The organism is Protofrankia sp. CiP1_Cm_nod2 (assembly GCF_920664355.1).
Classification (GTDB): domain Bacteria; phylum Actinomycetota; class Actinomycetes; order Frankiales; family Frankiaceae; genus Protofrankia.
The window spans coordinates 1-12,294 of the sequence record NZ_CAKKTL010000056.1; the positions used below are offsets into that span (position 1 = coordinate 1).

General features: G+C 72.8%; 10 protein-coding genes. 5 read left to right on the top strand and 5 right to left on the bottom strand.

All coding sequences use genetic code 11. The features are described from left to right. Positions 1-337 precede the first annotated feature (337 nt). The 3 genes from NBW84_RS08610 to NBW84_RS08620 all read left to right on the top strand — a co-directional run bounded on the left by NBW84_RS08610 (position 338) and on the right by NBW84_RS08620 (position 2,677). Entirely contained in the window at positions 338-940 is a 603-nt protein-coding gene (locus tag NBW84_RS08610; protein WP_250283414.1) for a PaaI family thioesterase, read from the top strand. Between the two features lie 136 nt (positions 941-1,076). Next, entirely contained in the window at positions 1,077-1,457 is a 381-nt protein-coding gene (locus NBW84_RS08615) for an ArsR/SmtB family transcription factor (protein WP_445548669.1), read from the top strand. Continuing rightward, entirely contained in the window at positions 1,457-2,677 is a 1,221-nt protein-coding gene (locus NBW84_RS08620; protein ID WP_445548514.1) for a malic enzyme-like protein, read from the top strand. Before NBW84_RS08615 ends, NBW84_RS08620 begins: the two co-directional genes overlap by 1 nt. Positions 2,678-2,701: 24 nt before the next feature. On the opposite strand, the gene NBW84_RS08625 is transcribed toward NBW84_RS08620, so the two are convergent. The 3 genes from NBW84_RS08625 to NBW84_RS08635 form a co-directional block, all read right to left on the bottom strand. Further along, positions 2,702-4,204 carry a DHA2 family efflux MFS transporter permease subunit gene (locus tag NBW84_RS08625; protein ID WP_250292307.1) on the bottom strand — a complete coding sequence of 501 codons (1,503 nt, stop codon included), beginning with the start codon at positions 4,202-4,204 and terminating at the stop codon, positions 2,702-2,704. A 185-nt stretch (positions 4,205-4,389) separates the two neighbouring features. Continuing rightward, entirely contained in the window at positions 4,390-4,878 is a 489-nt protein-coding gene (locus NBW84_RS08630; protein ID WP_250283421.1) for a MarR family winged helix-turn-helix transcriptional regulator, read from the bottom strand. Between the two features lie 173 nt (positions 4,879-5,051). After that, entirely contained in the window at positions 5,052-6,143 is a 1,092-nt protein-coding gene (locus NBW84_RS08635; protein WP_250283422.1) for a substrate-binding domain-containing protein, read from the bottom strand. A 346-nt stretch (positions 6,144-6,489) separates the two neighbouring features. On the opposite strand from NBW84_RS08635, the gene NBW84_RS08640 reads away from it, so the two are divergent. Further along, positions 6,490-7,737, top strand: a complete 1,248-nt coding sequence (locus NBW84_RS08640; protein WP_250283424.1) for a phosphate ABC transporter substrate-binding protein PstS — start codon at positions 6,490-6,492, stop codon at positions 7,735-7,737. A gap of 65 nt (positions 7,738-7,802) precedes the next feature. Here NBW84_RS08640 and NBW84_RS08645 read toward each other — a convergent pair whose 3' ends face one another. Continuing rightward, on the bottom strand, positions 7,803-8,039 hold the full coding sequence (locus NBW84_RS08645; RefSeq protein ID WP_250283426.1) for a hypothetical protein: 237 nt from the start codon (positions 8,037-8,039) through the stop codon (positions 7,803-7,805). Between the two features lie 82 nt (positions 8,040-8,121). After that, on the bottom strand, positions 8,122-10,608 hold the full coding sequence (locus NBW84_RS08650; RefSeq protein WP_250283428.1) for a SpoIIE family protein phosphatase: 2,487 nt from the start codon (positions 10,606-10,608) through the stop codon (positions 8,122-8,124). 163 nt (positions 10,609-10,771) lie between these two features. On the opposite strand from NBW84_RS08650, the gene hrpA reads away from it, so the two are divergent. Next, the coding region (gene hrpA, locus NBW84_RS08655; RefSeq protein WP_250283429.1) for an ATP-dependent RNA helicase HrpA at positions 10,772-12,294 on the top strand (1,523 nt) is incomplete at its 3' end.

Genomic DNA, 12,294 nt, shown 5'->3' on the forward strand with positions numbered 1-12,294 from the left:
GGGCGGGCCGGGCGGGCCGGGCGGGCCGGGCGAGAGCGTCCCGGGCCGGGCCACACCATCGACGCCCCGGTCCGTGCCGGCGCCGGCCAGAAAAGCCGGTCGGGGACAGCCCGACAAATCACGGCCGCGCCGCCGCCGGCCGACGTGGCGGTGAATTCCCCGTCAATTCCGCGAAAGAACCCGGTGAATCGCGCCGGCCGCCGCCGGCACCTGCCCCGCCACCCGCCCGGGCCCGCGTCCGGCCGATCGCGCCGCGCGATTCCTGGTAACCTGCTCACCGGCGTCAACCATAAAAAGGCGACCACGGCGACGGGAACGGGAACGGGGAGATTTCAGGATGCCAACCGCCGACACCGCCGGTGACGTACCCGTCGATATCGACATCCCCCGCCCGCCGGGGGAGTTCCCGGCCGGCGAGCATCCCGGCGAGGCGGTCGAGGTCCCCTGGTCGGCGGTGCCGGACTACCGCTGTTTCGGCTGCTCGCCACACAACGAGCAGGGCCTGCAGCTACGGATCCGGACTCATCCGGAGGGGGTACAGGCCCGCTTCCGCTTCGGGCGGGCCCACGAGTCGTACCCGGGGGTTGTGCACGGCGGCCTGACCGGGGTGGTCTGCGACGAGGTCATGGGCAACCTGATCGTGCTGCGGACCGGTCTGACGGCGTTCACCACCACCATGAAGGTGCGCTACCTCCTGCCGCTGCTCGTCGGGACGGCCTACGACTGCGTGGCCCGGATCCGCACCGAGGACGAGGACAGGCCCGGCCGCCGGCTCGTCCACGCCGGTGCCGAAATCCTCAGCCTGGACGGCGACGCGATGGCCACGGCCACGGCCAGCTACCAGCTGGTCAGCCTCCAGGCGGCGCGCCGGCACCTCGCCCTCGGCGACGCGGACGCCGAACGGCTGCGCGCCGTCATGTCCGAGCGGCAGAACGGGTAGCCTCACAACCGCCCCGGTGGGCGGCTCCCCTCGGGGGCGGCCGGCGAACCCGGCGCGGATGCGGGCGTCCGGCAGTACACTTGCGAAGTTCTTCAATTTCAACAACGGATGCCGGTCAACAACAGGTTCTGGTGCGGTGGACGGGCTTGAAGGGAGTCCGGTGGGGGTACAGGTTCCGCTCTACCAGGCGAAAGCGGAGTTCTTCCGCATGCTGGGGCATCCGGTACGGATTCGGGTGCTCGAGCTGCTGGCGGAGGGGCCGGCTCCGGTGCGCCAGCTGCTGGCGGCCATCGAGGTGGAGCCGTCGAACCTCTCCCAGCAACTGGCGGTGCTACGCAGGTCCGGGATCGTGACGGCGACCCGGGACGGCTCGACGGTGGTGTACGCGCTGGCCGGCGGCGACGTGGCCGAGCTGATGCGGGCCGCGCGGCGGATCCTCACCGAGATGCTGACCGGGCGTGAGGAACTGCTGGCGGAGCTACGCGAGGCCGAGACGAGCTCCGCCCTACCACGGTGATCACTCCTAGCCCGCTCGGGGCCAACCCGGCGTACAGCATCCAGATCCGGGTACCGTCCCGGGCGCTGGCCGCGGTCCAGACGATCATCGCCGACGCGCCGGGAGCCGTCACCTGCCAGGCGGACGAGGCGGGCGCCGGCGAGGTACACCACATCACCCTGGACGCCGACAGCGCGGACACCCTGACCTGGCTGGGCGGCGTCCTGCGCCACCGGCTGGGCGCCGACCTCCTGCACACCGAGGACCTGGTCTTCCTCGCCGCGTCCACCGGCAAGCTCGCCCAGCGGGTCTGTGCGGTCACCACCACCGGCCACGACGTCGCGCTGCTGGACGCCGACGCGGACCGCCGCGTGATCACCCATCTGGCCGAGCACCCCCTGCACACCGACCGCTACACCGGTCGGTCGCGCCGGGTCGCCCTGGTGACCGACGCCAGTGCCGTGCTCGACTTCGAGCCGCTGCGGGCCGAGACCGCCCTGCCCGCGGTGGAGTCCCAGGCGGTCCACCTGCACCGGGCCACCGGCCTCGACGTCTTCCCGCTGCCCATCGCCGCCCACGGCCCGGACGACCTCGCCGCGGCCGTGCGCATGCTCGCCCCCGGTTTCGCCGCCACCATCCTGGTCCACACCCACATCCAGCATGTGCACGCCGCCCGCGCCGCGCTCGACACCGTCCCCCATCTGCTGTTGGACAGCGTCAACGACGGCCTCGCCGTCGCCGCCACCGCCGCGGCCGTCAATGCGTTGCGGCTGCGTTCCATCGACCCGCGCCGGGCCCGGGTCGTCCTGGTGGATCCGGGCCGCGGCGGGGATCTGTCCGGCCTGCTGATCGCCGCCGGTATCGGTGACCTCACCTTCTACGACCCGGTGCCCTACGGCACCGCCCCGCTGCACCAGCTCGCCGACGGCATCGATCTGATCATCGACCTGATCGGGCTGATGGCCCCGCCGCCGGGCGTCCCGCTGCTGCGGACCCGCCCCGAGACCCCGCCACCGCTCGCCGCCGCCACGACCGCTCCCCGCCCGCTGCACGCCCTTCCCGGCCTGCTCACCGCAGCGATCACCACCCAGCGCCGAATCACCCCGGCGGCCCGCCTGGCCGCGGTGGAGGCACTGGCCGCGCACGCCCGGGCCGGGGAGCTGCTGCCGCCGCTGGACCATCCGGACCTCACGCCGGCCGTGGCCGCAGCCGCCGCCCGCGCCCTGACCGGGGCTGGGTAGCCGTAGCCGGCAATCGATCGCTGACTATTCGGCGGCGGCCGCGCCCTCGAAGTAGGTGATGTCCATGGCGGGAGGCTCGTCGGCGGGCGCGGGCTCGTACGTCGCCCCGGCCGCTGGGCGCAGGACGGTGGCCGCGATGAGGACGGCGACGGCCACGAAAACGGCACCGACGCCGAACGCGAGGTGGTAGCCGCCGGTCAGCGCCGCGGCGGTGCTCTCCCCGGCCCCGGCCAGGTGTCCGGTGCGCGACGCCGACAGCGTGGCCAGGATCGCCAGGCCGAGCGCGCCGCCGGCCTGCAACGTCGTGTTGACCAGGCCGGAGACGAGCCCGGAGTCGGCGGGCGTGGCGGCGGACATGGCCAGTGTCGTCAGCGCCGGGAAGGACAGTCCCGCGCCGACGCCGAGCAGCAGCATCGCCGGCAGGACGTCCGTGGCATAGCTGCCGCCCACAGGTGCGCGGGTGACCAGCGCGAGCCCGGCCATGCTGAGGACCAGGCCCGGCACCAGCACGGCACGCTCGCCGAAACGGGCGTTCAGCTGTGTGGAGAAACCGAGGGAGAGCAGCCCGATCCCCAGCGAGACCGGCAGGAACGCCAGGCCTGTCCGTACCGGGTCGTAGCCGAGCACCCGCTGCAGGTACAGCGCGCCGAGAAAGAACATCCCGAACATGCCGGCCACCATCAGGATCTGGATGAGGTTGGCCCCGACGACGTTGCGCGACCGGAAGATACGCAACGGCAGGAGCGGGTTGCTCGCGCTCGCCTGGCGCACGACGAACCCGGCGAGCAGGGCGGCCGCGACGGCGCCGGAACCGAGCGTGCGCGTGGAGGCCCAGCCGTGATCGGCCGCCGCGACAATTGTGTACACACCGAGCATCAGCGCCGCGGTGACGAGAAACGCGCCCGCGATGTCGGCTCCCGCGCGCAGCCCGATCCCGCGCTCGGCCTGGAGCAGGCGTGCGGCCAGCACGGCGGTCACGATCCCGAGGGGGATGTTGACGAAGAAGATCCAGTGCCAGCTGAGGGCCTGGGTGAGGGCACCGCCGGCGAGCAGGCCGATCGAGGCGCCGGCGGACGCGACGAAGCTGTAGACGCCGATCGCCCTGGCCTGCTCCCGTGGCTGCGGGAACATCGTAACGATCATGCCCAGGATCACGGCGGAGGCCATGGCCCCGCCGACGCCCTGGACGAACCGTGCGATGATCAGCATCTCCTGGCTGCCAGCCACGCCGCACAGCAGGGACGCCGCGGTGAACACGCTCAGCCCGGCCATGAAGACGCGCTTACGGCCGATCAGGTCGCCGAGCCGGCCGGCGAGGAGCAACAGGCCGGCAAAGGCGATCAGATAAGCGTTGACGACCCAGGCCAGGCCCGACTGGGAGAAGCCGAGGTCGTTCTGGATGGCGGGCAACGCCACGTTCACGATCGCCCCATCCAGAATGATCATCAGCATCCCGACGCAGAGGACGACGAGCGCCGGCCAGCGGGAGTCGCCGGTTCGGGTGGCCGATGCGACACGCCCGGTCATGCGGTCGCCTGCGACAGGCCCGGTCATGTGGTCGCCTCCTGGCGGCTCGGGGACTTGGGATGGCTCGGGAGCCGAACCGGTTGCGGCGCGGAAGAAGCATGATCGCGCCGCCGGGGCCGGCTGGGCTCACGAGCGCCAGATGCGACCGTACCAGATAGTTTTGTTCGGGAAGATTTCTTTCAGAACTAATGGAGCCGGGGCTCGCGCCGCCGTACCGGCCGCTCACACTGCACCGGCGTGGACAGCCGGCCCTGGACGAGCCGCACCAGCCCGTCGACGAAGGCGTCGCGCTCAGGGGCCGGGAGCGCCGCGAGCACGTCGTCGCAGATGCGCGTCACGATCTCGTGGGCCCGGGCGGCCGTTCGCCTGCCTTCCTCGGTGACCCAGACGATCCGGGCCCGGCGGTCCGTGCTCGACGGCCGTCGCTGCACGAGCCCCGCCTTCTCGAGCTCGTCGAGCGTCACCACCATCGTGGTCTTGTCGAGGGCGCACAGCTCGGCAACCTGGCCCTGGGTCAGGTCGCACGACATCGCACTGGACAGGACGTAATGGCCACGCGGTGAGATGCCGAGCTCGGTGAGGCCGGCCGCCAGCTCCGTGGTCAGCGCGTGGCTTGCCTGCGACAGGAGGAAGGCGAGGTCCGCGACAGACGCCGCCCGCGCGCTGGTGGCCATGGAGCAAGCGTAGCAATATACATCCAGAACAAGATCTTTTTTTGTTGGGACGGCCGGCCGTACCGGCATCGCGGCACCCTCGCGCCGAGGCCCGCGGCCCCCTCGCGTCGATCGGCGCCCGCCCTCAGCCCACGCGGCACAGCTGTGACGTCTGTGATGTCTGTGATGTCCTGTCATCGGGCAGGTACCGGCAAGGAGTCCCAGACCTGGGTGAGCCGTCTGAGGGTGGTGGCACCCGTTGCCGGCAGGAGGTCGGTGACGCCGTCCGCCCGCAGCCCGTTGGCGGGGACGAACGGGGCGCCCTCGGCTCCCAGGCCCGAGCGGAACGCCTGGCTGACCAGCCACGTCTGTGAGTCCGGCTCACGCAGGAAACGCAGCAGGCCCGCGGCGGCCGCGCGCCGCCCCGCCGCGGTGCCCGCCGGATGCAGCAGCAGGTACGGATAGTCGGACACGGGTGTCCCGTCCGCGGGGTAGACGGCGGTCAGCGGGACCGCCGGCTGGCCCTGGTTGTACCGCCAGACCTCCTGTTCGCTCATGACGAACACCGCCCCGGAGCCCGCCTGCGCCTGGCCGGCCCGGGAGCGCAGCTTCCGCAGCAGGCCCACCACCGACGGCTGGTCCACCGCGGTGGCGGGCAGATAGTCCTCCTGGCCGAGGCCGCGGGCGGCGCCCGTCCAGGCGATGAGCGCCTGGAGCGCGGGGGTGGAGCGGGCCGGGTCGGCCATCTCCAGGCGCACCGGCCCCCACCCGGGATGTCCGAGGGCGGCCCAGCCCTGCTCCGCGCTCAGCGCGCGCAGGATGTCGGCCCAGGTGGGTGGGCGTTCCGCCCAGTGCAGGGCGTTGGCCATGGGGGCGGGCAACGCGAGGACCAGCGGCGAATAGGCCAGCGGCGGCCCGGTACGCGCGGTGACGGCACCGGCCTCGCCGCCCGGCCGGGCGGCGCCGAGCAGGCGTGGCCACAGCGAGCTGTCGGGAATCCACACGTCCGGACGCGGCCCGTACCGTGCGCTGTCCCACCCGCCGTTGAGAGCCTCGACCACGGTCGCCGGCTCCCGCGCCTGGACCCGGATGGCCGTGCATCCCCGGCCCGGGCCGTCGGTGTAGCGGCTGGCCAGGGCGGAGACGGCGTCGACGATGTCGGGGGCGGCGACCACGAGAAGCTGCTCCGCCGGGCACGCCGTGCCCATACCGGCCGGCCCCGGCCGCAGGCCGCCCACCAGCAGTGCGCTCAGGGCCGCCAGCGCGGTGACCAGCGGGACGGCCAATATCCGATACGAAAGACGATCGGCCCACTGATGGGCGTGCTGATGAGCGTGACGGGCCCGGCCGGGATGGATCCCATGGGTGATCCCAGGCGTACGGATCTCACGGGTACGGATCCCACGGGTACGGTGAGCGGGCCGGACACGGTGGGATGATGGGCGCCGCATGCCGCGAACAATAACGAAAACGCCGGCCGCCCCCGCGCCGGCCGGCGGCGTCCCAACCGCCCTTCAGCCATGTTCACCTTCAATTAGCCGGCCGTCCACACGGAGCACGATGCCACGTTTCCGGGCCACTGCGACCATCCGCATTCGCGTATTCCAGATGCGAGAGAATGCGGATCGGGGGATGGAGGTGGCCACGGCGCGACGCGTTCCGCCACGGCGAGCGGCGGCCGCCCGGCTGCTCGTCCCGCTCGTCACCGTGTTCTGCCTGGCCCTGACGGCCTGCCTGGCTCTGACGGCCTGTACGGCGGACGGGCCGGACCGGGCCACCGGGGCCAGCCCGGATCCGCAGTGCGCCGCGGGGAAGCTGGTCGGCGCGGGCGCCACCTTCCAGCAGAACCTGCAGGCCCGGTGGATCAGCGACTTCACCACCCGCTGCCACGACGCCCAGGTGACGTACGATCCCGTCGGATCGGGTGTGGGTATTCAACGCTTCATAGCCGGCAACGTGGCTTTCGCCGGTTCCGACGCCGTTCTGACAGAACGGGAACAACAGGACGCCAACAAACGCTGTACCCAGTCGATCACGACCACGACGCACAAACCATCCGCAACAGCCGGACCAGCCCTGGCCGCCGAACCGTCCGGTCCGGCCCCGGCAGGCCGGGCACTGCACATCCCCGTCGCCGGCGGCGCTCTCGTGTTCGTCTACAACCTGCCGGGTGCGTACTCCCTGCGGCTGTCGCCGGCGACGGTCGCAGGAATCTTCCAGGGCGAGATAACCACCTGGAACGACCCGCGAATAGCGGCGGAGAATCCCGGCGGCGCACTGCCCGCCCTGCCAGTGCGTCCCGTCCACCGCCAGGACTCCTCCGGATCGACCGACATCTTCTCCCGGTATCTCAGCGCGACGGTGGGAGCGTCCTGGCGCCTCGGGACCGGCAAGGAGCTGTCCTGGCCGGACAGCTCCCTCGCCGCCAGGGGCTCGGAGGCGGTGACAGCCGGCGTCATGTACAGGCCGGGCGGCATCGCCTACGTGGAGCTGTCCTTCGCCGCCGAGCAGGGGCTGCCGACGGCGGCGCTGCGGACCACGTCCGGCACGTACGTCTCGGCCAACGGCACCAGCGTCGCCGCGGCGCTGAGCCAGGCCGCCGCGGCACCGGGACAGTCCGCCGCGGCACCGGGACAGTCCGGCCGCGAGGACCTGCGGCTCCCGATCGACTACACGCCGGACGACCCGCTCGCCTACCCGGCGTCCGCGGTCACGTACACGATCGTCTGCGCGCGGGGGAACGACAACGTCGAGCTCCTGCGCTACTACCTCGCCTACGCCCTTGCCCAGGGGCAGCTGAGCACCCGGACGATCGGCTACGCCCCCCTGCCCGGCCCGGTCGTCTCCGTGGCCCGCCGGCTCACGGCCTCCCTCGGCTGACCGGGACAGCCGGAGCTGCCGGGACAGCCGGGGCTGCCGTCACGGCGCTCACCCCGGGTGGGGCCTCACCGGCATCCCCCGGGGATTTTCGCCCACCGGCCGGGGTCGGCGCCGCCGAGCCAGCGGTCGATGTCGGCGCGCCACCAGACCCGGGTGCCACCCCAGGTCGCGGTACGGTTCACCACCGCGGCCGGGGCGGGCGCGCGCGGATCGGTCCGGAGCCGGTGGTCGACGGCCTGACGGGTCACGCCCAGCGCGGCTGCGATATCGGACGAGCCCACGAGCTGCGGTGAATCGCACACGGAAACGGACGATAACCCCCGGACGGCCCCGGCGACAGAGCTCGGAAGGTGAACCAAGGACCACAGCCGGCCCACGGGAGCGTCAGACCGGGGCGTCCCAGAGGCCGCCCCAGCTCGGCAGGCCCGTGTCGAACGAGCGCAGCGGCTGCTCGGCCCAGATGGTCTTGCCTCTGGACGTGTACCTGGCGCCCCACCGCTGGGTGAACTGCGCCACCAGGAACAGCCCCCGGCCGCCCTCGTCAGTGGTGCGGGAGTGCCGCAGGCGCGGCGAGGTGCTGCTGCCGTCGGAGACCTCACAGATCAGCGTGCGGTCGCGGATGAGGCGCAGCCGGATCGGTTCGGTGGCGTACCGGATCGCGTTCGTGACCAGCTCGCTGACGACGAGCTCGATGGTGAGCACCTCCTCGCCGCACCCCCACGCGACCAGCTGCCGGGCCGCGTGGGCGCGGGCGAGCGCCACCACGGCCGGGTCCGCGGGAAGGTCCCAGGAGGCGACCCGTTCCGCCCGCAGGGCGTGGGTGCGCGCGAGCAGGAAGGCGACGTCGTCCTCGGGCCGGTCGGGCAGCAGCTCCTTGATCACCCTGTCCCGGATCTCCTCCAGCGGGCGGTCCGCCCCGTCCAGCGCCGCGCGCAGCTGCTCCAGCCCGGCGTCGACGTCGCTGCCCCGGCCCTCGACCAGCCCGTCGGTGTACAGGGCCAGCAGGCTGCCCTCCCCCAGCTCCAGCTCGGTGGACTCGAACGGCAGGCCACCGAGGCCCAGCGGCGGGCCCACCGGCAGGTCGAGGAAGTCCACCGTCCCGCCGGGGCTGACGAGGGCGGGCGGGGGGTGGCCGGCCCGCGCCAGCGTGCAGCGCCGGCTGACCGGGTCGTACACCGCGAAGATGCAGGTGGCCCCCAGCACTGCGGTGCTGGCGCTGCCCGCGGCGTTCTCCTCCTCGTCGGCGAGCCGGATGACCAGGTCGTCCAGGTGTGCCAGCAGCTCGTCGGGGGGAAGATCGAGACCGGCCAGGGTGTGCACGGCGGTGCGCAGCCGCCCCATGGTCGCCGCCGCGTGCAGCCCATGGCCCACGACGTCCCCGACGACCAGGCCCACCCGGGCGCTCGACAGCGGGATCACGTCGAACCAGTCCCCGCCCACGCCCGCGCTCTCGTCCGCGGGCCGGTAGTGCGACGCCACCTCCACGGCGGTCTGGCCGGGCAGGCTGCGCGGCAGCAGGCTGCGCTGCAGGGTCAGGGCCGCGGCGTGCTCCCGGGTGTACCGGCGGGCGTTGTCGACCCACACCGCGGCCCGGGAGGCGAACTCCTGCGCGATCAGCAGGTCGTCCTCGTCGAACGGATCCGTGCGCACCCGCCGGACGAACGTGGCCACCCCCATGATGACGCCACGGGTCCGGATCGGAACCACCATCAGCGACCGGATGCCGAACCGGCGGATCTTCGCCCACCGGGGCCGGTCCTGCGCGATCCACGGATTCGTCGCGACGTCCAGCACCGGTTCCAGCACGGGCCGGCCGTCGGTCAGGCAGCGGGCGGCGGGAAACGACGGCTGGACGACGTCCCCGGTCCGCGCGACCGACTCCGGGCACCCGGGGAGCACCGAGCGCTGCCCCGCCCGCCGGATCCGGGATGTGCCGGTGACGGGCTGCGCCGGTTCCTCACCCCGCAGGACCGACTCCAGCAGGTCGACGACGACGAAGTCGGCCAGGCGCGGCACCGCCACGTCCGCCAGGTCCTGGGTGATGCGCATGACGTCGAGGCTGCTGCCGATCCGCGCGCTGGCGTCGTTGAGCAGGGCCAGCCGCTGCTGCGCCCGCCAGCGGTCGGTGACGTCGACGACGATGTAGCACACCCCCAGGACCCGCCCGGCCGAGTCGTCCAGCCGGAAGAAGGAGGTGGAGTAGGCGTGCTCCCGGTGGGGGTCGGCGACCGTCCGGCCGCGGTACTCGAAATTCATGATCGGCACTCCGGTCCGGAGCACCTCGCGCATCCGTTCCTCGATCCGCTCGGCGGGCAGGCCCGGCAGCAGCTCGCTCAGCCGCCGGCCGAGACGGGCGTTGCGCGGTATACCGCCGGAACGCGCCAGCGCGTCGTTCAGCCACCTGTACCGCAGCTCCTCGTCCAGCAGGGCCATGCCGATCGGCGACTGGGCGAGCATGCCGCCCAGCATCAGCTGGTCCACCATCCACCAGGGCATCTGCGCGTCGTCGGAGGCGAGCACGAGCCAGCTCGAGCCGTCGTCCGGGCCGAGCATCGGGCAGACCCGGGCGTAGAGGTCCATGCGGTGGCCGTCCGCGTGCACGACGGGCAGCCGTCCTCCCCAGCCGCTGTCGGCCTGGCACCGCCCGGCCCCGGCGCTTACCGCCGTGCCGTCCGCCGACCGGTGCAGCAGCGCGGTGGCCGCACGGCCGAGCACGTCCGCGGCGGCATGACCGAGCATCCGCTCGGCGGCCCGGCTCCACCAGACCACGGTGCCCCGCCGGTCGAGGACCGCGCTGGCCACCGGCAGCGGCCCGAACGGGTCGCCCCCGACAGCGGCATCCGTCGTCTCGGGTGCTCCGGATACGTCCATCGCCGGATGTCCTACCCAGGCCGCCCCGCCTTATCTGCTCCCGCTGTGCGGGATAGTAGGTCATGACACCGGGAATGCCGGGGGGACGGCGGACGGCCGGCCTTCCGGCCGATGCTCGTGCCCCCTTGCCCGCTCTCCGTACTCTGTTGGACGCTGCCTTCTGATGCCTCCGCTCGCCGAGCTGGCCGAACGCCTGCCCGATCTGATGGTTCGTGACCAGCGCCGCCTGCAACGCCGTGTCGACGGCGCGCGCAGGATACGCGACCCCCAGGCCCGCGCGGCGGTGGCCGCCGAGATCGCCGCCGACGTCGAGGCGGCGGCGCTGCGCGTGCAACGGCGGCTGGCGGCCGTGCCGCGGATCACCTATCCCCCGGACCTGCCGGTCAGCCAGCGCAGGGACGACATCCGCGCCGCGATCCGCGACCACCAGGTGGTGGTCCTCGCCGGCGAGACCGGCTCCGGCAAGACGACGCAGCTGCCGAAGATCTGCCTGGAGCTCGGCCGGGGGGTGCGCGGGCTGATCGGTCACACCCAGCCGCGGCGCCTGGCCGCCCGCGCCGTGGCCGAACGCGTCACCGAGGAGCTCGACGGCCCGGACGCCCGGCCGGGCGCGACCGTCGGCTACAAGGTGCGGTTCACCGACGAGGTCGGCGACAACAGCCTGATCAAGCTGATGACGGACGGCATCCTGCTGGCCGAGATCCAGACCGACCGGCTGCTGTCCCAGTACGACACGTTGATCATCGACGAGGCCCACGAACGCAGCCTCAACATCGACTTCATCCTGGGCTACCTGCGGCAGCTCCTGCCGCGCCGGCCCGACCTGAAGGTCGTCATCACCTCGGCGACGATCGACCCGCGGCGTTTCGCCCGCCACTTCGGGGACGCGCCGGTGATCGAGGTCACCGGCCGCACCTTCCCGGTGGAGGTCCGCTACCGGCCGCTGGTCGTGCCGGCCGGCTTCGACGCCGCCGGTGGCCCCGGCACCGGCCCCGGCCCCGGCCCCGGCACCGACGGCGAGAGCGGTGACGGCCCGGCCACGATGATCGAGCGCGACCTGCCGGAAGCGATCACCGCCGCCGTGGACGAGCTGTGCGCGGCCGGGCCCGGCGACATCCTGGTCTTCCTCAGCGGAGAGCGGGAGATCCGGGACACCGCCGACGTCCTGGCGAAGAAGCAGCTGCCGAACACCGAGATCGTGCCGTTGTACGCACGGCTGTCCGCCGCCGAGCAGCACCGGGTGTTCCAGCCCCACACCGGACGCCGGATCGTGCTCGCCACCAACGTCGCGGAGACGTCGCTGACCGTCCCGGGCATCAGGTACGTCGTCGACCCCGGCCTGGCGCGGATCTCCCGCTACAGCAACCGGACGAAGGTGCAGCGGCTGCCGATCGAGGCGGTCTCGCAGGCGTCCGCGAACCAGCGCAAGGGGCGGTGCGGACGGGTCGCCGACGGGATCTGCATCCGGCTGTACTCCGAGGACGACTTCGGCGCGCGCCCGGCGTTCACCGACCCGGAGATCCTGCGTACCAACCTCGCCTCGGTCATCCTGCAGATGACCGCGCTGGGGCTGGGTGACATGGCGGACTTCCCCTTCATCGACCCGCCCGACTCGCGCAGCATCTCCGACGGCGTGCTCCTGCTACGGGAGCTCGGCGCCGTCGAGCCGGCCGGCACGCCGAAGCA

Bases quoted from the DNA above. Each gene is read 5' to 3' on its own strand.
- NBW84_RS08610 (WP_250283414.1), top strand. From the start codon at position 338: ATGCCAACCGCCGACACCGCCGGTGACGTACCCGTCGATATCGACATC.
- NBW84_RS08625 (WP_250292307.1), bottom strand. From the start codon at position 4,204: ATGACCGGGCGTGTCGCATCGGCCACCCGAACCGGCGACTCCCGCTGG.
- NBW84_RS08650 (WP_250283428.1), bottom strand. From the start codon at position 10,608: ATGGACGTATCCGGAGCACCCGAGACGACGGATGCCGCTGTCGGGGGC.
- NBW84_RS08640 (WP_250283424.1), top strand. From the start codon at position 6,490: ATGGAGGTGGCCACGGCGCGACGCGTTCCGCCACGGCGAGCGGCGGCC.
- NBW84_RS08630 (WP_250283421.1), bottom strand. From the start codon at position 4,878: ATGGCCACCAGCGCGCGGGCGGCGTCTGTCGCGGACCTCGCCTTCCTC.